Here is a 21,889-nt window from a genome sequence, read left to right on the forward strand (position 1 = left end):
AATACATAAGTGGGCATGGCCTCACCTCCCCTTCTTCTCCTTCAGGATATTACCCTGACCCTTGGCGGCGCGCCGCTGCTCAATGGCGCGGGCTTCGGCGTTGGCCCGGGCGAGCGCATCTGCCTTGTCGGGCGCAATGGCTGTGGCAAGTCCACCCTGCTGCGCATTGCGGCGGGTGAGATACAGGCCGATGACGGCACCGTTTTCATCCAGCCCGGCACCACCATGCGCTACCTGCCGCAGGAGCCCGACCTGTCGGGCTTCGCCACCACGCTGGATTATGTCCGCGCGGGCATGGGACCGGGCGACCCGGAATACCGCGCCGAGCTGCTTCTGACCGAACTGGGGCTGAATGGCACGGAAGACCCGGCCACGCTGTCTGGCGGTGAAGCCCGCCGCTGCGCGCTGGCCCGCGCACTTGCACCCGAACCCGACCTGCTTCTGCTGGACGAACCCACCAACCACCTGGACATGCCCACCATTGAATGGCTGGAGCGCGAACTGCTGTCGCTGTCTTCCGCCATGGTCATCATAAGTCATGACCGCCGCCTGCTGGAAACGCTGTCGCGTTCGGTCGTGTGGCTGGACCGGGGCGTGACCCGCAGACTGGACCAGGGATTCGCCCGGTTCGAGACGTGGCGCGAAGAAGTGCTGGAGCAGGAGGAGCGCGACAGCCACAAGCTTGACCGCCAGATCGCGCGTGAAGAAGACTGGATGCGCTATGGCGTGACCGCGCGACGCAAGCGCAATGTCCGCCGCGTGGCCGAACTGGCCGAACTGCGCAATATCCGCCGCACCGCCATCCGTCAGCCCGGTGGCCTGAAGATGGAAGCACGCGAAAGCGACCTGTCGGGCAAACTGGTTGCGGTGGCGGAAGACATGTCACGCGCCTACGACCCCGCTCACCCGGTGGTCAGTCATCTGGACCTGCGTGTCCTACGCGGCGACCGGCTGGGAATCGTGGGGGCAAATGGCGCGGGCAAGAGCACGCTGCTGCGCCTGCTGACGGGGCTGGACAAACCGGATTCCGGCACCATCAATATCGGCAGCGCGCTCAATGTCGTGACACTGGACCAGCAGCGTCGCTCGCTCGATCCCAACACCACGCTGGCGGATACGCTGACGGGTGGCGGCGGTGACATGGTGCAGGTTGGCGATGAGAAACGCCACGTTATTGGCTACATGAAGGACTTCCTGTTCCGCCCCGAACAGGCCCGCACGCCGGTGGGCGTGCTGTCGGGCGGGGAGCGCGGGCGGCTTATGCTGGCCTGCGCGCTGGCGCGACCGTCCAACCTGCTGGTGCTGGATGAGCCAACCAACGACCTTGACCTTGAAACGCTTGATCTGCTGCAGGACATGCTGGCGGCCTATTCCGGCACGGTGCTGCTGGTCAGCCATGACCGTGATTTCCTCGACCGGGTCGCCTCCTCCATCCTGATGGCGGAAGGCGGCGGGAAATGGGTGGAATATGCCGGTGGCTACAGCGACATGCTGGCCCAGCGGCAGGATGCGACACTGGCCGCCCGCCCCCGGCAGGACCGCGCTGACGCCGCGCCGGCCAGAACCGACGTCGCACCGTCGTCTTCACCCCGGCAGCCATCGCGCAAGATGTCGTACAAGGACAAGCACGCGCTGGAACAGTTGCCCAAGCAGATGGCGGCGCTGGAGGCGGAAATCGAACGCCTGCGGGCCATCCTGTCCGATGCGGGGCTGTATGCGCGCGACCCTGCGGGCTTCACCGCCGCCACCACGGCGCTGGAAACGGCACAGGCCGACCTGACGGCGGCGGAAGAACGGTGGCTGGAACTCGAAATGCTGCGTGAGACGCTTCAGTCTTCCTGACCGGGGGGAATGATCAGACCGGACGCCTCCATCCGCGCACGGGTGGCAGCGATTTCCCGTGTCACCGCCAGCGCCGCGGCCAGCGCCCGGCGGCCCGCCACCGCATCCACCAGCACCTGCGCGCCATCAAGGCATGAAGCCGCGAAGGCGGCATGTTCGGCCGCCAGCGTATCATGGTCGCGCCACGTTACGGATTCGCGACGGAATCCGCCCGATCCCGGCAGCGGCAGCGGCAGGCCGCGCGTGCGCCCGATCATGGTCAGTTCGCGCTTCATGAAATCAGCGGACAGGTAGCCTTCCTGCGAGAAGACGCGCATCCGCCGCTCGGTCTTGAGGGAAATGCGGCTGGCCGCAATGGTGGCGACACAGCCGTTTTCAAAACGCACGCGGGCGTTGGCGATATCCTCGAAAGGCGAACTGACGGCAGCCCCCAGCGCATCGACACTTTCGATCGGGCTGTCCACGATGGACAGCACCAGGTCAAGATCGTGGATCATGAGGTCAAGGATGACCGATACATCCGTTCCACGCGGCTTGTAGGGTGCAAGGCGCGTGGCCTCGATATAGAGGGGACGCGAAATCCGGTCGGTAATGGCACGGTGCTCGGCGGAATAGCGCAGCAGGTGCCCCACCTGCAGCACCACGCCATGCACCTGCGCCAGATGCGCCAGTTCATCAGCCTGCGCCAGTGTCGCCGCCATGGGCTTTTCCACCAGCACATGCTTTCCCGCCGCAAGGGCCTGCCGGGCAAGTTCGAAATGGTGTTCGGCCGGGGCTGCGACAATAATCGCATCCGAACAGGCCAGCAGGTCGGGATAGGACAGGACCGGCGCGCCACCGGCCTCCACCGCGACCTTGCGCGCGCGCGCCGTATCAGGGTCATGAATGCCGGTCAGCACTTCCCGCGCGGCCGCCTGCACCTTGAGCGCATGGAAACGACCGAAATGCCCCGCCCCCACGATCCCGACGCGTAACAACCCCGTTCCTGACTGCGTCATGCCCTGCTCCTGCCTGTTCATGTCCGTAACCTGCCTTCCGGATTAGCAGCCAGCCACGCATGCGCCCACCCCCGCCGGGCGCACGCGCGGCATGACGGGCCGTGCGAATTGCGGCAAAACGGCAACGGATGCGGGCTGGCTGGCGGATCAGCGGTTGCATCATCGGGCGCGGACCGGCATGTTCCCGCCACTGATTTTCGCACACGCGATACACACTGATCATGCCGGGCGTAGGGAGCTTTCCATCAAGTCATGATGTATTACAGTCGGCTCAGAATGGCTTCGGTCATTGGCGTATGTCTGATCGGGCTGGCGCTGTGCCTGCCCAATGTCATCCGCCAGCCCATGGCGTCCCTGCCGTGGCGGCAGATCCACCTGGGCCTTGACCTGCGGGGCGGGTCCTACCTGCTGCTGCAGGTCGATATGAACAGCGTGACAGCCGACCGGCTGCGCGGACTGCAGGACGAAACCCGCCAGACCCTGCTGAAAAATTCGCTGGGATACCGCAACCTGACCACCAGCGCGCATGGCGTGACGTTCACGCCCCGCACGCCCGAAGAGGCCCAGCCCGACATCAAGGCGCTGCGTGCCATGCCGATGAACGTGCCGGGCGAATTCAAGGTTGAACAGGCCGAGGGTGGCCAGATCACCCTCACCCTGTCAGAAGAAGCCGCACGCCAGCGCTCCTATGACGCGGTCACACAGTCGATCGAGATCGTGCGCCGCCGTATCGACGCGACCGGTGCCATCGACCCCGAAATCACCCGCCAGGGCGATGACCGGATCATTGTCGAACTGCCCGGTATCAGTGACCCCGAACGGGTCAAGAACCTGCTGGGCACCACGGCGAAGATGACGTTCCACCTGGTTGCGGATTCTGCCATCGGGTCCTCCGTGCCGCCGCCGGGCGTGGAACTGCTGCCCATGACCGATGGGCAGAGCAAGCTGCCGGTCTTCTCGCACGTGGATGTGGATGGCGCGGACCTGACCAACGCCAGCGCCTCGATTGACCAGCAGAGCGGCGAATGGGCGGTGAACTTTACCTTCGATTCGACCGGCGCGCAGGAATTTGGTGACGTCACCCGCGCCAACGTGGGCAAGCGCTTCGCCATCGTGCTGGATAACAAGGTGATCGAGGCCCCGGTCATCCGCACCGCCATTACCGGCGGCAGCGGGCAGATAACCGGCGGGTTCAGTGCCCAGCAGGCGACCGATATGGCGCTGCTGCTGCGCGCGGGGGCACTGCCCGCACCGCTGAACGTGATCGAACAGCGTTCCATCGGCCCGTCGCTGGGGGCGGATTCAATCCGGGCGGGCGGCTACAGCCTTGCCGCCGGTTTCGTGCTGGTGATCGCGTTCATGGCGCTGTTCTATGGCCGGTTCGGGTGGTACGCGAACATTGCCCTGCTGGCCAACCTGGTGCTGATGACGGCCATCCTGTCGCTGTTCGAGGCGACGCTGACCCTGCCGGGCATGGCGGGCATGCTGCTGACCCTGGGCATGGCGGTGGATGCGAACATCCTGATCAACGAACGCATCCGCGAGGAAGTGGCCCGCGGCCGCAGCGCGCTGCAGGCCATGCAGGCAGGCTTTGAGCGCGCGACCGGCACGATCGTGGACAGTAACGCCACCGCCCTGCTGGCACATGTCATGCTGTTCGTTTTCGGGACCGGGCCGGTACGCGGCTTCGCGCTGACCATTACGATCGGTATCGTGACCACCCTTTTCACCACCCTTCTCCTATCCCGGATGCTGATGGTGCGCTGGTATGCCCGCACGCGCCCCAGCGCCCTGCCGGTCTGAGGCGCGCCGAATGATGTTTGATCGTCCCCTTCTCCGGTTCGTGCCGCGTGGCACGAAAATCAACTTCATGCGCGGCCGCTTTATCGGGCTTGCGACATCGGCAGTGCTGTCCATTGCCTCGCTGATCCTGTTCTTCCACCCCGGCCTGACGCTGGGTCTGGATTTCCGTGGCGGCATCGTGGTGGAAGCGCGCACGCAGGGACCGGCGGATTTCAACGCCATCCGTGCAGCACTTGCAGCCGAGCATGTCTCTGCGGCGGGCGTGCAGTCCTTCGGTGGGCCGGATGACGTGCTGATCCGCCTTGATACGCCACCGGACAGCGAACCCGACCATGAAGCACGCACGCAGGCCATGGTCGATTCCGTGCGCCATGCCATCGGCACCCTGCCCGGCGCGCAGGTGCTGCGTGCGGATGCGGTGGGCGCTTCGGTATCAAGGGAACTGTTCCGTAACGGCATGCTGGCCCTTGGCATCAGCCTGCTGATGATCCTGGCCTACATCTGGTTCCGCTTTGAATGGGAGTTCGCGGTCAGCGCGGTGGTGACGCTGATCCTGGACCTGACCAAGGCCATTGGCTTTCTGGTCATCACGCATTTTGAATTCGACCTGGTCATGGTGGCCGCCATCCTGACGATCCTTGGCTATTCCACCAATGACAAGGTGGTGGTCTATGACCGCGTGCGTGAAAACCTGCGCAAATACCGCACCATGCCGCTGGCGGAACTGATTGACCTGTCGATCAACGAAACCCTCAGCCGCACACTGGGCACGTCCTCGACCGTGTTCCTTGCCGCCCTGCCGCTGGCACTGTTTGGCGGCGCCAGCCTGTCGGGCTTTGCGTGGGTGATGCTGTTCGGGATCGTGGTGGGCACGTCATCCTCCATCTTCATCGCGGCACCACTGCTGCTGCTGATGGGAGAAAAGCGCCTGCGCCGCGACGCACGGCCGCCCACGCGTACATAATCAGCCACCGCTGCCACACGTCGGAATGCGTGAGGAGCGGAGGCGATCTTACCTGCCGGGGGTGGGCGTGGCCGATTGCGGCCGGGCCTGCCCCTTTTTTGCATCCGGCCCTACAAAACCGGCCGGCAGGCAGCGGGCCGGTGTTCCGCCGGGAAAGGTGGACGGATCGGGCTGGTTGGTGCACGCGACCATCAGTTCCACCGCGCGCTGGCCATCACGGCGCGCCCTGCCCGAAGGTTTGGTCAGGGCAGCGAGCAGCATGCTCTTGCCGTATTTGAGCGCGGTCGCCATGTCATACACCTGCTGGCCCGACAGGCCGCCATCCTGCAGGCGGCTGACCATGCCCCCTTCGGCCATGAAATAGGATGTGATCAGCAGGTAATCCTGTGCCGGAGCCGACAGGTGCGACATGTCCTGCCGTGGGGTGCTGTGACACCCCGCCAGCGCAGCCGCCATGGACAGGGCCAGCAGCCCCCGGCGCACATGTCGTGTAATATCAGTCATAAGCCAGCCCTTCACCATACCGGGGGATATTGGGCAGTCCCGTCCCCCCGCACAAGGGCGGTCATGGATACGCCAAAAAAAACGGGCACCCGATCGGGTGCCCGTCCTGCCCTGTCGCAGTCTGATATATCTGGATCAGGCCTTGGGCGCGGGTGCCGCCGACTTCTGGGCCGCTTCCGCCTTCAGCACATCGAGGATATCCTGCAGCAGCACTTCGTTGCGCGGCGGTGCGGGCGGGGTCGTGGGCTTTTCGGCCTCTTTCTTCACCGTCAGGCGGTTGATGGCCTTCACAACCCAGAAAATCACGAAACCGATGATGATGAACTGGATCACGGCATTCAGGAACAGGCCGATATTGATCGTGACCGCCCCGGCCTTCTGCGCGTCGGCCAGTGTTGCCATGTGCGGACCGCGCAGGGTGATGAACAGGTTGGTAAAGTCGATACCACCGATCAACAGGCCCAGCACCGGCGTGAACACGTCCTTCACAAGGCTGTTCACAATGGCGGTGAACGCGGCACCAACAATCACACCGACCGCCAGATCAACCACATTGCCACGCATCAGGAATGCGCGGAATTCCCCCAGCCAACCGGGTACATGAATATCCTTGACGTGCAGTTCGGGCACGTGATCCGGCAGTTTCGCCATGGATGCCAATCCTTTATTTAATAGAAGATGCCCTAGCTCTAGCAATATCCCGACATCATGACGACCATATATCGTCATATCGCTTTTTCATTCCGCGCCATATGATGCAAGCGGGTAACACCATGGCGGCAAACCCGGGGAACCGGCTTTTCTTGCCATCGGGTGTTGATCTTGCCGGTGCTTGTCGTCTATACGCCTGCCGATACAACGCCCCCGGTCGGCATCGGTGGGCCCAGCGCGAAAGTGTTTGAAATGAAATCCGGCATCCACCCCGACTATCACGAAATCAATGTCATCATGACCGATGGCACCGAGTACAAGACCCGCTCCTGCTACGGCAAGGCTGGCGACACGCTTCGTCTCGACATTGACCCGAAGTCCCACCCGGCCTGGACCGGCGTGCAGCGCATGATGGACACCGGGGGCCAGGTCGCCAAGTTCAACAAGAAGTTCGGTGCACTGGGCCAGCGCAAGAAGGGCTGATCACCCCGCCCTCCCGAACAGGTCTGAAGTTTATGGAAATGCCCGGTCCCTTGAACAGGGGGCCGGGCATTCCCATGTCTGGGATGCGCCGGACGCCCACGCGGGTCCATGCGCATCACCCGAAAATCGTGGTCCGCTCAGTCGAGGGGCCACAAGACGATAGACCTTGCTTCATGGAGGTTTCAAACATGGCTTATGATTTCGCGCCACTGTTTCGCAGTGCCATAGGATTCGACCGTCTGGCCCAGCTTGTCGATACGGCGACACAGAACCCGGTCAGTCCGTCCTATCCCCCCTACAATATCGAAAAACTGTCCGACGCCCAGTATACCCTGACAATGGCGGTCGCAGGCTTCGGCCCTGATGACATTGAACTGACGGTGCAGGACAATACCCTGATCGTGTCAGGTCGCGTCAGTGACAATGCGCAGGGCAGGGAAATGCTGTATCGCGGCATTGCCACGCGTGCCTTTGAACGCCGGTTCGTGCTGGCGGATCATGTAGTGGTGGAAAAGGCTGACCTGACCAACGGACTGCTTCGCATTGCCGTACGCCAGATCATGCCTGAGGCGCTCAAGCCGCGTCGTATTCCCATTTCATCGGGGCAGGCCATGGCGGGCAGTGATGCGTCAGGCGACGCACCTGCACCCGCAACCGGTGAAATGGACGGGCAGATTGCGGCCCGGACCACCGCGACACCTGCCCCACAGCCCGCACGGCAGGCCGCGTAAAATTCCACCTTCACCGTATTTTACCGCAGGGGCGGGCCATTGGCCTGCCCCTGTTTTTATTGATGCGAAACATCCCGGGTGGGTGGATTGAAGTCTTGACCTTTACGGTCCGCAACCGTCATATCACTTCCACGAGTGTTTTCTGTTTCTGGCGCGCCAGCAGGTACGCACGGCCCCCACTTCGCTAGGGGGCTGTTTCAAACACCCTTTCAGGTGCCTGCGTGTGGCGCCACACGCTGTAGGACCTGAGAATGACTGCCCTGCCCTTAATGCCCAAGGCAACCGCCGTGTGGCTTATTGAAAAGACGGCGCTGACCTTTACCCAGATTGCCGATTTCTGTGGAATGCACCCCCTGGAAGTACAGGCCATTGCCGATGGGGAAGTTGCACAGGGAATCGTGGGCTATGACCCGATTGCCAACCACCAGCTGACCCAGGCGGAAATCGACCGCTGCGAAAAGGACCCGGAATCCCGGCTCAAGATCCTGCCGCCGGCCAACCCGATCAACCGCCGGTCCAAGGGCGCGCGCTATACCCCGGTTGCCAAACGTAATGACCGGCCGGACGCGATTGCCTTCATCCTGCGCAATTTCCCGCAGCTGTCGGAACAGCAGACCAGCAAGCTGCTGGGCACGACCAAGGATACCATTGAAAAGGTGCGCACCAAGCAGCACTGGAACAGCGCGAACATCAAGCCGCGCGACCCGGTGACACTGGGCCTGTGCAGCCAGACGGACCTGAACGCAATGGTGGCCGCTGCCAACGAACGTCTGGCGCGCGAAGGCCAGGCCGTGCCGCCGCCGCTGGAACTGGACGACGACAGCGAACACGGAATCTGACCCGGCCCCTGCCGCCCGGCCCGCCGGGCGGCAGGAACGGTGTCAGCCCAGCCGGGCCAGACGCTCGATTTCCTCCTTCACACGAAGTTTCTCAAGCTTGAGCCGCCGCAGGGCGCCCTCATCGGGCATGGGCCTGCGGTCTTCATCGAAAATGCGGGCATCAAGCCGCGCATGACGGGTTTTGAGGCTGTTGATACGTGCTTCGTACGACATGGAACCCTCCAGCGTCTTTGCTACAACCCGATCAGGCTAGACCAGACCGTGCGGCAATTTCCATGCTAAAATTGCAGCCCCCGGGAGGCATGCCGAGCATTTCGCCTTTTGCCGCGGATATGCTTAGGATACGACATGTCCACCTAAAAGATGAGCCGCCATGCTGACAGACCGGGACACCCTCCTTCGCAAGCTGCACGAACTGCGCAGCGAACACCGTGACCTTGATACGGTCATAAGCCGCATGGCCCTGCAGGTAACGGACCAGTTGCAGCTACAGCGGCTGAAAAAGCGCAAGCTGCTGCTGAAGGACGAGATCACGTGGCTGGAAAGCCGCATGATCCCCGACAGTATCGCCTGATACCCAGACAAGAGTATTTCAATCGTGAGCCACCCCCCCCTTCCGTCCTCCGGCACGAAATCCCCGCGCGTGGGGCTGATCATGGGCAGCCAGTCCGACTGGGAAACCATGCGCCATGGCACCGCCGTGCTGGACGCGCTGGATATCGCGCATGAGATGCGCATCGTGTCTGCCCACCGCACGCCCGACCGACTGGCGGAGTATGCAAAATCGGCACAGGGACGTGGCCTGTCGGTCATAATTGCCGGCGCGGGGGGCGCGGCGCACCTGCCGGGCATGTGCGCGGCATGGACGGCGTTGCCGGTACTGGGCGTTCCGGTCGAATCCCATGCGCTGAAGGGCATGGACAGCCTGCTGTCCATCGTGCAGATGCCCGGCGGCATTCCCGTGGGTACGCTGGCCATTGGCAAGGCGGGGGCAACCAATGCCGCCCTTCTGGCAGCGTCCATCCTTGCCCTGTCGGATGCCCCCCTCGGGGAACGTCTCGCGGCATGGCGGGCGAAACAGACCGCTGCCGTGGCGCAGGAACCTGTGCGATGACGCAGCTTCCTCCCGGTTCGGTCCTTGGCATTGTCGGGGGCGGGCAGCTGGGCCGCATGTCGGCCATTGCCGCAGCCCGTCTTGGCTATCGTGCCCATATCCTGACGACGGAAGACGATGGCCCGGCGGCGCAGGTGGCCCATGCCATCACCCTCGGCCGGTATGACGACCATGACGCCCTGCGTCGCTTTGCCGATGCGGTGGATGTCATCACCTTTGAATTCGAAAATATCAGCGCCGACGGGCTGGACCTGCTGTCCAGCATCCGACCGGTCCATCCCGCAGGCCATATCCTGCGGATCAGTCAGGACCGAATCGCCGAAAAGACCTTCATGGCGGAAAACGATATTCCGGTGGCCCCGTGGCGGGGGGTGCACGACCGCGCCGATCTGGACAGGGCGGCGCAGGCACTGGGCTATCCCTTCATCCTCAAGACCACGCGCCTTGGCTATGATGGCAAGGGACAGGTCCGAATCCATGACGCGGACGGTCTGGACGCCGCGTTCGACGGCCTGCGCCCCCATCCACTGGTGGCTGAAGGCATGGTGCGCTTTGCCTGTGAGATCAGCGTGATGGTCGCCCGCAACGCACGCGGCGATATCGTCACCTTTGACGTAACCGAAAACCGCCATCGCAACGGCATTCTGGATATCAGTCTGGCCCCGGCCCGAATCGTGCCCGAGCTTGCGGCGCAGGCGCGCGATCTTGCCCGGCGCATCGCCTCGGCGCTGGACCTGGCCGGCCTGCTGGGGGTTGAAATGTTCGTGGACCGTGATGGCAGCCTGCGCGTGAATGAAATCGCGCCCCGGCCCCACAATTCGGGACACTGGACCATGGATGCCTGCCCCGTGGACCAGTTTGAAATGCACGTGCGCGCCGTAACCGGCCTGCCCCTGCCCCCGGCCAGCCGCCACAGCGACGCCGTCATGAAAAACCTGATCGGCCCCGATGACATGGCCCTGTGGCCTGAAATCGTGGCGACACCCGGCCTGCTGGCCCACCATTACGGCAAGACGGAAGCCCGTCCGGGGCGCAAGATGGGGCATGTGAACGTCCTGTTCCCAAAGGGTGCGCTGCCGGGGGAATTCGGCGTAGAGGCCGCACTTGGCCCGCTGGCGCGCCCGGTGGATGCCACATAGCTAGATCAGCAGCCCCGCCTCGCGGAAGCTGTGGGTGCGGCCATTGCCCACGATGATATGGTCATGGACCGTGACCTGCATGATCCGGCCGATCTGGGCGATGCGCAGTGTCATTTCGATATCGGCGGGCGATGGCTCCGGCTGTCCCGCGGGGTGGTTATGCGCCAGTACCAGCAGCCTTGCCCCAAGCGCCAGGGCGCGACGCATGATCTCACGCGGGTAAACCGGCGAATGGTTGACCGTGCCGGTCCCCATCAGTTCATCGGCCAGCAGGTGGAAGCCTTCATCAAGGAACAGCACCCGGAACTGCTCGATCACTTCATGGCCCATGCAGGCCTGCAGGTAGGCCTCCAGCCCCGCGCGTCCCGCCAGCACGTCCGTGCGGCGCACGCGGGCGCGGTACAGGCGCAGCGCCGCCTCGCGCGCCACTGCAAGCAGCGGCGGCAGCGCGGTTTCCCGTCCCGCCACTTCATCCAGTCCCCCCACATGCGCCGACAGCGCCATGCCCGCCGAACCAAAATGCGCCAGAAAGCTGGCAGCCAGCCGGTCCGGCGCGGGGTGGGTGGTGTCCAGCGTGCGGATCAGATCCTGCAGAAAGGTATGGTCATCCGCCCGGCTTATGCCGCCCCCAAGGGGTAACGTGACCGGCGCGTACTGCCTGTGTTCGGACAAAACGGGGATTTCCCAACAATTTCAGGACAAGGCCGCCCGGAATGATGCATGATGTGTTCAGGACTAAGGAGGTTATGAACCTGCATGCTGCTTCACAAGAACCATACCGTACTTTTTGACCTGGACGGAACCATCGTGCGGTCCCGCGATGGTATTGTAGAGTCCATTTATGCCGTGCTGCGTGACCTCGGGCATGAACCCGACATGTCGGTTGACCTGACATGGGTGGTTGGCCCACCGCTGGAGGAACTGATCGCCCATATCCTCGCCCATTATGGCGATGACCGGGTGCAGGAAGCGATGGCGCTTTACCGCAAGCACTACGAATCGGAAGGCATGCACAAAAGCCCGGTCTTCGAACATATGCGCAACGTGATCGAGACCCTGTCGGCGGAGGGCGTGCGGCTGTTTGTCGCGACATCCAAGCCACGCCATCTTGCGCGCAAGATCCTGCACCTACGCAATCTCGTGCAGTATTTTGATGGCCTGTCCGGCGCCCGCGCGGATGACAGCGGCGCCGAAAAGCCCGAACTGATCGCCGCCGTGCTGCGCGAACATGACATTCGCCGCGAGGACGCGCTGATGATCGGCGACCGGCGTTTTGACATAAGCGGCGCCCATGCCAACCACGTCCGCGCCCTGGGCGTACTATGGGGATATGGCACGCGGGAGGAACTGACGCAGGCAGGCGCGGACGCGCTGGTCAGCCAGCCATCCGAACTGCTGGACGCCATCCGCCAGCAGTTTGCCGCAGCCGAGGCCCATCCCCACGCCTGACAGGCTGCAGGCTGCCTAGGCCACGATCATGGCCCGCAGGCTGGTGCTGGTTCCGCCGCCGCGCAGCACGCAGTCATGCAGGGTCAGGCCCAGCAGGCGGGCATGAGTATGCAGCATGCGGCCGAAACGCAGGTCTGCAGGACTGCCGCCCTCCGGCGGGGCCTGACGGTCCATGTCCCTGACCGCGACAAGGGAGACGGCATGCAGTTCCAGCGCCCGCGCCAGCACCGCACGGCACATGTCGGCAGGCTGGCCGGTGGCCGTTACCTCATCAGCCAGCACATGCCGCACGGAATCCAGGTAGAACACCCGCCACCCATCAGTTTCATGCACCGGCAGCCGGTCGCAATAGTCCAGTACCGCCGTCATGTCCGTAAACATCACCTGCGCACGCAGGTCGGGATGGGCCAGACGCCACGCGACACGCGCGGGACACCCCAGCACCGCCACCCCACGCGGCCCCAGCCCCGCCGCGCGCAATGCGGCGGGCGTGGCGTCCAGCACGGCCTCCAGGCTGCCGAAGCTGGCCAGCAGCGCCTTGGCCTGTGGTTTGGTATCGCGCCGGGGCACGGCCGCGAACAGAAGCACTTCCAGCAGTTCATAATCCGCCAGCGAATGCGCGCCCGCCGTGCGGATGCGCCTGCGCATGCGTGCCCTGTGGCCGCCCGGTCCCGTACCCGTTTTCATGCCGTCCCTGCTTCCCACCGCATTTCCCCCTGGCCACGACTGATAGCATTGGTTCCCCCGCGCCGGGGTTGCTATAGAAGATACCGTGATGGACAGCCTTATCCCAACCGGCCGCGCGCCGGATTACCTGAACCGCCTCAATCCCGAACAGCGGGCCGCGATCGAGACCACCGATGGTCCGCTTCTGGTTCTTGCCGGCGCGGGCACGGGCAAGACGCGGGTGCTGACAACGCGGTTCGCGCATATCCTGCTGTCGGGCCTGGCGCGACCCAACCAGATCCTTGCCGTAACCTTCACCAACAAGGCCGCGCGCGAAATGCGCGAACGCGTCAGCGCCCTGCTGGGTGAACCGGCGGAAGGGCTGTGGCTGGGCACGTTCCATGCCCTGTGCGCGCGCATGCTGCGCCGCCATGCGGAATATGTCGGGCTGACCAGCAGCTTCACCATCCTTGATACCGATGACCAGCTGCGCCTGCTCAAGCAGATCCTCGAACCCTATCGTATCGATACCAAGCGCTGGCCGCCACAGGCCATAATGGGCGTGATCCAGCGGTGGAAGGACCGCGGGCTGGTGCCTGACGCCATTACGGCGGCGGAGGATACGGATTTCGCCAATGGCCGGTGCGCCGAGATCTATACCGACTACCAGCTGCGCCTGAGGCAGATAAACGCCTGCGACTTTGGCGACCTCATGCTGCACATGACGGAAATCCTGCGCAGGCACCCCGATGTGCTGGCGCAGTATCACCGTTTCTTCCGGTATATCCTGGTGGACGAATATCAGGATACCAACACCATCCAGTACCTGTGGCTGCGGCTGCTGGCGCACCGCGGCGGCCAGCCCTCGAACATCTGCTGCGTGGGGGATGACGACCAGTCGATCTATTCGTGGCGTGGCGCGGAAGTGGAAAATATCCTGCGCTTCGAACGCGACTTCCCCGGGGCGAAGGTCGTGCGGCTGGAACGCAACTACCGCTCCACCCGGCAGATCCTTGGGGCGGCGTCAGGCCTGATCGCCCATAACGAGGAACGTCTGGGTAAGACGCTTCAGCCCGGCCGCGAGGATGCGGAAGGCGAAAAGGTCCGCGTCATTTCCGTACAGGATTCGGATGACGAAGCCCGCATGGTCGGCAGCGAGATCGAGCGCCTGCGCGCCGATGGCCACCCGATGGCGGAAATCGCCATCCTTGTCCGCGCGGGCTTCCAGACCCGCGCGTTCGAGGAACGGCTGATCACCCTTGGCCTGCCCTATCGCGTGGTTGGTGGCCTGCGCTTTTACGAACGCGCCGAAATCCGCGACGCCATCGCCTACATGCGCGTGGTCAACCAGCCGTCCGATGACCTTGCGTTTGAACGCATCATCAACGTGCCGCGCCGGGGCGTGGGCACCACCGGCCTGCAGAAAATGCACATGCATGCCCGCGAACGTCAGATCCCGCTGACCGCGGCCGTGCTGGAAATGCTGGGCGCGGGCGATATCAAGGGTCGGGCCAGGGAACAGCTTGCCGCCCTCATGCGCACGCTGGCCACCACGCGGGACATGCTGGGGCGCGAGGGGCATGTCGTCGCCATTGATTACCTGCTGGAAGACAGCGGGTATATCGACATGTGGAAGGCCGACAAATCCCCCGATGCCCCCGGACGGCTGGAAAACCTGAAGGAACTGGTGCGCTCGCTGGCAGATTATGAAAACCTCAGCGGGTTCCTTGAACATGTCGCCCTTGTCATGGACACCGAAGACAGGTCGGGCGAGGACAGCATGAGCATCATGACGCTGCACGGCGCCAAGGGGCTGGAATTCGACACCGTCTTCCTGCCGGGATGGGAGGAAGGCGTCTTCCCGTCCCAGCGCACGCTGGATGAAGGTGGCCTGAAGGGGCTGGAGGAAGAACGCCGCCTCGCCTATGTCGGCATTACGCGCGCGCGCAAACTGGCGATTATCAGCCACGCTGCCAACCGCCGCATATATGGCAACTGGCAGTCCGCCATTCCCAGCCGCTTTGTCGAGGAACTGCCGGGGGAACATGTCGAGACACGCGGCGATACATCCAACAGCAGGCGCAGCTTCCTTGGCCGTCCGGCCGTGTTTGGCAGCACGCCCTTCCCGCTGGTGGCGTCGCGCCGCGTGCATGACGTAACCCCGTCCACCACCGCCACGTCAGGCATGAAGGTGGGGGTGCGTGTATTCCACCAGAAATTCGGCTACGGCACGATTACCTCGGTCGAGGGAAACCGGCTGGAAGTCGCGTTTGAAAAAGCAGGCCCCAAGCGGGTGATCGATACATTTGTTGAGCAGGTATAGATGAGCCTTTCCCCCCGGCGTCACGCCACAGAACTGGAAACCATATCGGTCTCCGTCCCGCCGGACGCGGTCGAAGCCTATGAATCCGCCCTGTCCACCGTCTGCGCCACCATCGGTATCTTTGAAGTCGATGACAGCCAGACCCTGTGGCGCGTGGAAGGCGTCAAGGATACCGGCAGCGGGGAAGACGAACTGCGCGCCGCCCTGATCCTGGCGGCGCTGACCAGCGGCGTCGATGCGGAACTGGACCGCAGCCACACGGAATCCGAAGGCTGGCTGGCCCGCACGTACGAATCCTTTCCCGAGCAGCTTGCGGGCAAACGCTTCGCGATCCGTGGCACGCACCTTGAACGCACCACCAGCCCCCAGCGCATCACCATCACGCTGGATGCCGGCGTCGCCTTCGGATCGGGCGAACACGGTTCGACCCGTGGCTGCCTGCGCGCGCTGGAAATGGTCGCCTATCGCAGGCCGCAGCGTATCCTCGACCTTGGCTGCGGGTCGGGCATCCTGGCCATGGCCGCGGCCGCCCTGCTGCACAAACGCGTACTCGCGACCGATATCGACCCATGGTCCGTGCGCGTGACCCGGCGCAACGCGGCCATGAACGGGCTGTCCAATCTGGTGGACTGTCACCTTGGCAATGGCTGGGCCACGCCCGCCATCCGTCATCATGCGCCCTATGACCTTGTCTTCGCCAACATCCTTGCCCGCCCGCTGTGCAGCATGGCGGCGGACCTTGCGCGCAACCTGCTGCCCGGTGGCACTGCCATCCTTGCGGGGCTGCTGAACACGCAGGTGCGCATGGTGCTGGCTGCCCATCGCCGCCATGGGCTTGTACTGGAACGCCACCTGCGTGAAGGGGACTGGGGCACGCTTATCCTGCGCAAACCCAATGGCTGACACGCCGCCCCTGCTGATCCGTGATGCAACGGATGCGGATATTCCCGCCATTGTCGAAATCGTCAATCACGCCATCCGCAACAGCACATCCATGTGGGAAACCCACGAAACCACCATCGCCGCCCGGCTGGACTGGCTGCATTCCAGTCAGGCCAGCGGGTTTCCCGTGCTGGTGGCCGAAACACCCGATGGCCATGTGGCAGGTTACAGCAGCTGGAAAACATTCCGGCCCTTTTCCGGCTACAGGCACACGGTCGAACATTCGCTGTACATCGCTCCGGCCTACAAGCGCCGTGGCATTGGCAGCGCACTGCTGCAGGCACTGTGCGACCGCGCGAAGGCGGCGGAGGTACATGTCATGATCGCGGGCATCACCTCCACCAACATCGCGTCGCGCAAGCTGCATGAACGCTTCGGCTTCCAGCATGGCGGCCTGCTGCCGGAATGTGGCACGAAATACGGACGGTGGATGGACCTTCTGTTCCTGTACCGCATCATGTCCGTTGCCTGATTCCCTACACCCGAAGGATATGCTCATGCCCCCAGCCCCAAATCGCCCCGATGCACTACGCACCGTGCTGAAACAGATGGGCGTTGACGGATTTATCCTGTCCCGTGGAGATGAGCACCTGGGTGAATATGTCGCCCCCTGCGCCGAACGGCTGGCATGGCTGACCGGCTTTACCGGCAGTGCGGGCATGGCGGCGGTGCTGCCGGACCGGGCGGCCGTATTTTCCGATGGCCGCTACATCACCCAGATGGACCAGCAGGTCGATGCCGCTGCATGGGAACGGCTTCATATCCGCGAGGTCCCGCCCGCCACATGGCTGGCGCGACATGGCGCGACCTGCCGGATCGGCTACGACCCACGCCTGATCAGCGAAAGCGCGCTGCGCCCGTTCAGTGATGCGGGGCTGGAACTTGTGGCGCTACCCGCCAACCCGGTTGACCGGATCTGGTCCGACCGCCCTGCCCCTCCCTGCACGCCCTGCGTGCCGCAGCCCGAGGAATGGGCCGGGCAGTCCAGTCACGACAAACGCACGGCCATTGCCGACGGGTTGCGCGATGCGGGGGACGCCGCACTGGTGCTGAGCGACCCGGCCTCGATCGCATGGCTGCTGAACATACGCGGCCGCGATGTGCCGTACACGCCGCTCAGCCTGTCATTCGCCATCGTGCATGATACCGGTCGCGTCACATTGCTGATTGATCCGGCCAAGGTCTCCGACGCCACGCGGCAATGGCTGGGCGCGGATGTCACGATCGCCCCCCCCGATGCGCTGGAATCCAGCCTGCGCGTCCTGTCTGGCGCACGCGTGCAGGTGGACCCGGTCAGTAACGCCGTCTGGTTCATGCAGACGCTGGAAGATGCAGGGGCCACGGTCATCCGAAGGGGCGATCCCTGCCAGATGCCCAAGGCGATCAAGAATGCAACCGAGCAGGACGGCAGCCGCCGCGCCCATCTGCTGGACGGTATCGCCATCTGCCGTTTCCTGCACTGGCTGGATGAAAACGCCACGGATACGGCGGAACTGGAGGCAGCGAACCAGCTGGACCGTTTCCGCGCGGCCTGCCCGGATTACCGCGAGGAAAGCTTCCCCGCCATTTCCGGCTCCGGCCCGAACGGGGCCATCATCCATTACCGCGTCACCCCCGAAACCAACCGCAGGCTGCAACCGAACGAGGTGTACCTGATTGATAGTGGTGGCCAGTACCCCTTTGGCACGACCGATATTACCCGCACGGTCTGGACCGGGCCCGACGCACCGGGGGCGGAAGTGCGTGACGCCTTCACCCGTGTGCTGCGCGGGCATATCGCGCTTGCCCGTGCGCATTTCCCGCGTGGTGTGACCGGCCACGCGCTGGATGCCCTTGCCCGCCATGCCCTGTGGGAAGGGGGACTGGATTATGACCATGGCACCGGCCACGGCATTGGCAGCTACCTGTCAGTGCACGAGGGACCGGCCACCATTTCCCCCGTTTTCCGTCCCGTAAAGCTGCATGCGGGCATGATCCTGTCCAACGAGCCGGGCTATTACCGCCCCGGCGCGTTTGGCATCCGTCTGGAAAACCTGCATCTGGTCCAGCCGTGCCCCACGGCGGAGGAAGGGCGCAGCTTCCTGCAGTTCGAGGTGCTGACCCTTGCACCGTTTGACCGGCGGCTGATTGACGCAGGCAGCCTGCAGAAAAACGAGATTGCCTGGCTGGACGCCTATCATGCACGGGTTTTTGAAATGATCGCCCCACATCTGGGAAGTCAGGAACGCACATGGCTTGGCGTTGCATGCGCGCCGCTGAACGCCGGATAATGTGACTGCAAAACCACGGCCATGGCCCGGTGGCCCGATTGTCACGCGGGGCTGGGGGGCCTAGGACTTTTAACCAGTTCCGACGGGGCACCCGGCAACGAACCGGGTACGCCAAGCCGGTGCATGCTGAAACGCTTTTCAGTAGCAAGCACAAAGGGAGACGTCCGAGAATGTCTACAGAAAAAACAATTCCCGCCACCCTGATTCCCGGTGATGGAATCGGGCCTGAAATCGTCCAGTCCGTTACCGAGATCCTGGATGCGGTTGGTGCCCCCTTCAAATGGGAAAAGGCTCTTGGTGGTGTCGCGGCTCTTGATGCCACCGGCAGCCCGCTGCCCAAGGAAACGATCGAAAGCATCCGCCGCACCGGCCTTGCGCTGAAAGGCCCGCTGACAACCCCGGTCGGTGGCGGCTTCAAATCCATCAACGTGACACTGCGTCAGGAGTTCGGCCTGTTCGCGAATGTCCGTCCGACCAAGACGATCGTGCCCGGTGGCCGTTTCGAGAACATCAACCTCGTCATCTTCCGCGAAAACCTCGAAGGGTATTACGCGGCGATGGAAAACTACATTCCCTACGGTGACGACCCGCATGCCATCGCCACCAGCGCAGGCTACACCACGCGCAAGGAATGCAACCGCATCGTGCGCTATGCCTTTGAATACGCGGTCAAGAACAACCGCAAGCGCGTCACCCTGGTGCATAAGGCCAATATCCTGAAGCTGCTGACGGGCCTGTTCCTTGAAGAAGGCCGCAAGGTCGCCAAGGAATATGAAGGTCGCGTGGAAGTGAACGAACGGATCGTCGATGCCTGCGCCATGCAGCTGGTGACCGATCCGTGGCAGTATGACTGCATTGTCACCACCAACCTGTTTGGTGACATCCTGTCTGACCTGACCGCCGGTCTGGTTGGTGGTCTTGGCCTTGCGCCGGGTGCCAACATTGGCGAAAAAGCCGCCGTGTTTGAAGCCGTCCATGGTTCTGCACCCGACATTGCGGGCCAGAACAAGGCCAACCCGACGTCGCTGCTGCTGGCTGCCAACATGATGCTGGCGCATGTGGGCCGTCAGGATCTGGCCACCCGTATCGACAAGGCCATCGAGAAGGTCATTACCTCGGGCGCCGTGCGCACGGGTGACCTGGGCGGCAAGGCCACCACGACCGAACTGACTGCAGCCCTGAAGCAGGCGCTGGTCTGATCCATTTCTCCCACCATGGGGAAATAAAAAAGGGGCCGTGGCGGATCAGACGCCACGGCCCTTTTTTGTTAAAGACGTTTTCTGGTGAAGCTTTTTTCAACAGGCTTCGGAGAACGCCGCCTTTTTGAATAAAGGCGACACCCAAAAACTTTTATTCTGTCACAAATACGCTACTCAGCTGCCCCGATAGGTCGAAAACCCGTAGGGCGAGACCAGCAGCGGCACATGGTAATGCCCGCCCTTTTCCCCCGGCGCTACCTGCGCCATGCCAAAGGCAATCGGCACGACATCAAGGAACGGAGGGTCGGACAACGCGACATCGCGCGTACGGAAATAATCCGCCACGGCGAATTCCAGCCGGTATGATCCCGCCTGCATGTCCCCTGTCGCCTGACCCAGTTCCGGGCAGCGGCCATCCACATTGGTCACGCCACGGAACAGGCATTCATGGCCTGCCCACAGGCTGATCGCCATGCCTGCGGCGGGCTTGCCCGAAACAAGGTCAAGAACATGGGTGGAAAGGGTGCTCATGGTTCCTGCTCCAGCCGCGCCAGCACATCCGCCAGTCGCAGGGCGGCAATCTTGTTAATTTCACGCAGGGCGGCCTGCTGTTCTTCTTCTGGCGTATTGTCCAGCCGGTTACGGATCCCGTTCAGGATGCCTTCCTTGTCCGACCGGCGCACACAGATAATGAACGGAATGCCGAACCTTGCGGCATAGGCATCATTCAGGGTGCGGAATGTTGTGAATTCATCTGGCGTCAGGCGATCCAGCCCGGCGGATGCCTGCTCCGCCGCTGATGCGGATGTCAGCGTCGGATCCACGCCCATGCGCTGCGCCAGTTCGGGATGGGCACGGATCAACGCCATTTTTTCCGCATCCGTCGCCCGGTCCAGTTCATGCCGCATGGCCGCCAGCATGGCCTCCACGTCGGCAAAGGGACCATGGGCATGCGCACGCTGGGCAATCCATGGGGAATGTTCGTATATCGGGCCGAACAGTTCCACAAACCGGACTGTGGACGCCTCGTTGACCCGGTCCATCACGTTTTTCATGCCGGATGCACATCCAGCCAGTGCCGGGCGATATCCAGCCGGGTTGCGACCCATACCTTTTCGCGCGTGGCGATATAGTCAAGGAAACGCGCCACAGCCCGCGCACGCCCCGGACGGCCCGCCACACGGCAGTGCAGGCCAACCGACATCATGCGCGGTTTGTCAGCGCCTTCCTCATACAGTTCATCAAAAGTGTCGCGCAGGTAGTTGAAGAACTGCTCACCTTCGGTAAAGCCGTTCAGCGCGACAAAGCGCATGTCGTTCACATCCAGCGTATAGGGCACGATGAGCTGCGCGCGGCCGTTGCTGCGGTCATAATACGGCAGGTCATCGGCATAGGAATCCGCGTCGTATACAAAGCCGCCTTCTTCCGCCACCAGACGCGCGGTATTGGGGCTGGTACGCCCCTGATACCAGCCCAGCGGGCGTGACCCCGTCAGCTTCGTATGCAGCGCGATGCATTCCTGGATATGCGCGCGTTCCACTGCTTCGGGCACGTGCTGGTAATCGATCCAGCGCAGCCCGTGGGACGCGATTTCCCAGCCTGCGTCCTTCATTGCCGCAACCGCTGCCGGGTTACGCGCCATGGCCGCCGCCACGCCAAAGACCGTCAGGGGCTGCTTACGCTGGGTAAAGATGCGGTGCAGCCGCCAGAACCCGGCACGGGAACCATATTCATACAGGCTTTCCATCGCGATCGCGCGCGCGCCGGTAATCGACTGCGCCCCGACCATTTCCGACAGGAACGCTTCCGACCCGCGATCACCATGCAGGACCGAGTTCTCGGCCCCCTCTTCATAATTGATGACGAACTGCACCGCGATCCGCGCGCCGCCGGGCCACTTCGCATCCGGCGGGTTCCCCGCGTACCCAACCAGATCGCGGGGATAGCTACCCGTTTCAGACATTACGCCAGA

At 63.4% G+C, this 21,889-nt stretch carries 24 protein-coding genes; 15 read left to right on the plus strand and 9 right to left on the minus strand.

Annotation, left to right across the window (positions count from 1 at the left end; all coding sequences use genetic code 11):
- The first annotated feature begins 15 nt into the window (after positions 1-15).
- Positions 16-1,842, plus strand: a complete 1,827-nt coding sequence (locus tag HNO79_RS00110; RefSeq protein ID WP_214164380.1) for an ABC-F family ATP-binding cassette domain-containing protein — start codon at positions 16-18, stop codon at positions 1,840-1,842.
- Here HNO79_RS00110 and HNO79_RS00115 read toward each other — a convergent pair.
- Positions 1,830-2,840: a Gfo/Idh/MocA family protein gene (locus tag HNO79_RS00115; RefSeq protein ID WP_214164379.1), complete on the minus strand. Its 1,011-nt coding sequence runs from the start codon at positions 2,838-2,840 to the stop codon at positions 1,830-1,832. The two genes, HNO79_RS00110 and HNO79_RS00115, sit on opposite strands and share 13 nt — an antisense overlap.
- 252 nt (positions 2,841-3,092) lie before the next feature.
- On the opposite strand from HNO79_RS00115, the gene secD reads away from it, so the two are divergent.
- Positions 3,093-4,643, plus strand: coding sequence for a protein translocase subunit SecD (secD, locus tag HNO79_RS00120; protein ID WP_214164378.1), 1,551 nt, complete (start codon positions 3,093-3,095; stop codon positions 4,641-4,643).
- A 13-nt stretch (positions 4,644-4,656) separates the two neighbouring features.
- On the plus strand, positions 4,657-5,607 hold the full coding sequence (secF, locus tag HNO79_RS00125) for a protein translocase subunit SecF (RefSeq protein ID WP_029329462.1): 951 nt from the start codon (positions 4,657-4,659) through the stop codon (positions 5,605-5,607).
- Between the two features lie 48 nt (positions 5,608-5,655).
- On the opposite strand, the gene HNO79_RS00130 is transcribed toward secF, so the two are convergent.
- Positions 5,656-6,111 (minus strand): hypothetical protein, encoded by a 456-nt coding sequence (locus HNO79_RS00130; RefSeq protein ID WP_214164377.1) that lies wholly within the window; start codon positions 6,109-6,111, stop codon positions 5,656-5,658.
- A 135-nt stretch (positions 6,112-6,246) separates the two neighbouring features.
- Positions 6,247-6,762, minus strand: a complete 516-nt coding sequence (mscL, locus tag HNO79_RS00135; protein WP_048855395.1) for a large conductance mechanosensitive channel protein MscL — start codon at positions 6,760-6,762, stop codon at positions 6,247-6,249.
- Positions 6,763-7,014: 252 nt separating this feature from the next.
- Here mscL and rpmE point away from each other — a divergent pair, with 252 nt between their 5' ends.
- The 3 genes from rpmE (at position 7,015) to HNO79_RS00150 (ending at position 8,815) form a co-directional block, all read left to right on the plus strand.
- Positions 7,015-7,245, plus strand: coding sequence for a 50S ribosomal protein L31 (gene rpmE / locus HNO79_RS00140; protein WP_010514374.1), 231 nt, complete (start codon positions 7,015-7,017; stop codon positions 7,243-7,245).
- A 188-nt stretch (positions 7,246-7,433) separates the two neighbouring features.
- Positions 7,434-7,976 (plus strand): Hsp20 family protein, encoded by a 543-nt coding sequence (locus HNO79_RS00145; RefSeq protein ID WP_029329460.1) that lies wholly within the window; start codon positions 7,434-7,436, stop codon positions 7,974-7,976.
- A 251-nt stretch (positions 7,977-8,227) separates the two neighbouring features.
- Complete coding sequence (locus tag HNO79_RS00150) at positions 8,228-8,815, plus strand: DUF1013 domain-containing protein (RefSeq protein ID WP_029329459.1); 588 nt, start codon at positions 8,228-8,230, stop codon at positions 8,813-8,815.
- A 42-nt stretch (positions 8,816-8,857) separates the two neighbouring features.
- Here the strand turns inward: HNO79_RS00150 and HNO79_RS00155 are convergent, their stop codons facing one another.
- Entirely contained in the window at positions 8,858-9,028 is a 171-nt protein-coding gene (locus HNO79_RS00155) for a YdcH family protein (RefSeq protein ID WP_010507586.1), read from the minus strand.
- Positions 9,029-9,188: 160 nt separating this feature from the next.
- Between HNO79_RS00155 and HNO79_RS00160 the strand changes: the two genes are divergently transcribed.
- Genes HNO79_RS00160 through HNO79_RS00170 form a run of 3 tightly spaced genes read left to right on the plus strand, consistent with a single transcriptional unit; the run spans position 9,189 to position 11,068 of the window.
- The gene (locus HNO79_RS00160) at positions 9,189-9,389 is read left to right on the plus strand and encodes a DUF465 domain-containing protein (RefSeq protein WP_010514370.1); all 201 of its coding nucleotides are present in this window, start codon (positions 9,189-9,191) and stop codon (positions 9,387-9,389) included.
- 24 nt (positions 9,390-9,413) lie between these two features.
- Positions 9,414-9,929, plus strand: a complete 516-nt coding sequence (purE, locus tag HNO79_RS00165) for a 5-(carboxyamino)imidazole ribonucleotide mutase (RefSeq protein WP_214164376.1) — start codon at positions 9,414-9,416, stop codon at positions 9,927-9,929.
- Positions 9,926-11,068, plus strand: a complete 1,143-nt coding sequence (locus HNO79_RS00170; protein ID WP_214164375.1) for a 5-(carboxyamino)imidazole ribonucleotide synthase — start codon at positions 9,926-9,928, stop codon at positions 11,066-11,068. Before purE ends, HNO79_RS00170 begins: the two co-directional genes overlap by 4 nt.
- Here HNO79_RS00170 and HNO79_RS00175 read toward each other — a convergent pair whose 3' ends face one another.
- On the minus strand, positions 11,069-11,740 hold the full coding sequence (locus HNO79_RS00175; protein ID WP_200410514.1) for a JAB domain-containing protein: 672 nt from the start codon (positions 11,738-11,740) through the stop codon (positions 11,069-11,071).
- A gap of 84 nt (positions 11,741-11,824) precedes the next feature.
- Between HNO79_RS00175 and HNO79_RS00180 the strand changes: the two genes are divergently transcribed.
- Positions 11,825-12,517, plus strand: coding sequence for an HAD hydrolase-like protein (locus tag HNO79_RS00180; protein ID WP_010514366.1), 693 nt, complete (start codon positions 11,825-11,827; stop codon positions 12,515-12,517).
- A 15-nt stretch (positions 12,518-12,532) separates the two neighbouring features.
- Here HNO79_RS00180 and HNO79_RS00185 read toward each other — a convergent pair whose 3' ends face one another.
- Positions 12,533-13,204 (minus strand): JAB domain-containing protein, encoded by a 672-nt coding sequence (locus HNO79_RS00185; RefSeq protein ID WP_244987379.1) that lies wholly within the window; start codon positions 13,202-13,204, stop codon positions 12,533-12,535.
- 88 nt (positions 13,205-13,292) lie between these two features.
- Here HNO79_RS00185 and HNO79_RS00190 point away from each other — a divergent pair, with 88 nt between their 5' ends.
- The 5 genes from HNO79_RS00190 (at position 13,293) to HNO79_RS00210 (ending at position 19,917) form a co-directional block, all read left to right on the plus strand.
- Positions 13,293-15,506 carry an ATP-dependent helicase gene (locus tag HNO79_RS00190; protein WP_214164374.1) on the plus strand — a complete coding sequence of 738 codons (2,214 nt, stop codon included), beginning with the start codon at positions 13,293-13,295 and terminating at the stop codon, positions 15,504-15,506.
- Positions 15,507-16,409, plus strand: a complete 903-nt coding sequence (locus HNO79_RS00195; protein ID WP_010514361.1) for a 50S ribosomal protein L11 methyltransferase — start codon at positions 15,507-15,509, stop codon at positions 16,407-16,409.
- Positions 16,402-16,920: a GNAT family N-acetyltransferase gene (locus HNO79_RS00200; RefSeq protein WP_010514360.1), complete on the plus strand. Its 519-nt coding sequence runs from the start codon at positions 16,402-16,404 to the stop codon at positions 16,918-16,920. Before HNO79_RS00195 ends, HNO79_RS00200 begins: the two co-directional genes overlap by 8 nt.
- A gap of 25 nt (positions 16,921-16,945) precedes the next feature.
- Complete coding sequence (locus HNO79_RS00205) at positions 16,946-18,718, plus strand: M24 family metallopeptidase (protein WP_408885684.1); 1,773 nt, start codon at positions 16,946-16,948, stop codon at positions 18,716-18,718.
- Positions 18,719-18,888: 170 nt separating this feature from the next.
- On the plus strand, positions 18,889-19,917 hold the full coding sequence (locus tag HNO79_RS00210) for an isocitrate/isopropylmalate dehydrogenase family protein (protein ID WP_010514358.1): 1,029 nt from the start codon (positions 18,889-18,891) through the stop codon (positions 19,915-19,917).
- A gap of 174 nt (positions 19,918-20,091) precedes the next feature.
- On the opposite strand, the gene uraH is transcribed toward HNO79_RS00210, so the two are convergent.
- Genes uraH through puuE form a run of 3 tightly spaced genes read right to left on the minus strand, consistent with a single transcriptional unit; the run spans position 20,092 to position 21,880 of the window.
- The gene (gene uraH, locus HNO79_RS00215) at positions 20,092-20,448 is read right to left on the minus strand and encodes a hydroxyisourate hydrolase (protein WP_214164373.1); all 357 of its coding nucleotides are present in this window, start codon (positions 20,446-20,448) and stop codon (positions 20,092-20,094) included.
- The gene (uraD, locus tag HNO79_RS00220; RefSeq protein WP_214164403.1) at positions 20,445-20,960 is read right to left on the minus strand and encodes a 2-oxo-4-hydroxy-4-carboxy-5-ureidoimidazoline decarboxylase; all 516 of its coding nucleotides are present in this window, start codon (positions 20,958-20,960) and stop codon (positions 20,445-20,447) included. Before uraD ends, uraH begins: the two co-directional genes overlap by 4 nt.
- A gap of 8 nt (positions 20,961-20,968) precedes the next feature.
- Positions 20,969-21,880 carry an allantoinase PuuE gene (gene puuE / locus HNO79_RS00225; protein WP_010514355.1) on the minus strand — a complete coding sequence of 304 codons (912 nt, stop codon included), beginning with the start codon at positions 21,878-21,880 and terminating at the stop codon, positions 20,969-20,971.
- Between the last annotated feature and the right edge of the window lie 9 nt (positions 21,881-21,889).

The sequence above is a fragment of the Komagataeibacter oboediens genome (assembly GCF_018491655.1).
Classification (GTDB): Bacteria; Pseudomonadota; Alphaproteobacteria; order Acetobacterales; family Acetobacteraceae; genus Komagataeibacter; species Komagataeibacter oboediens.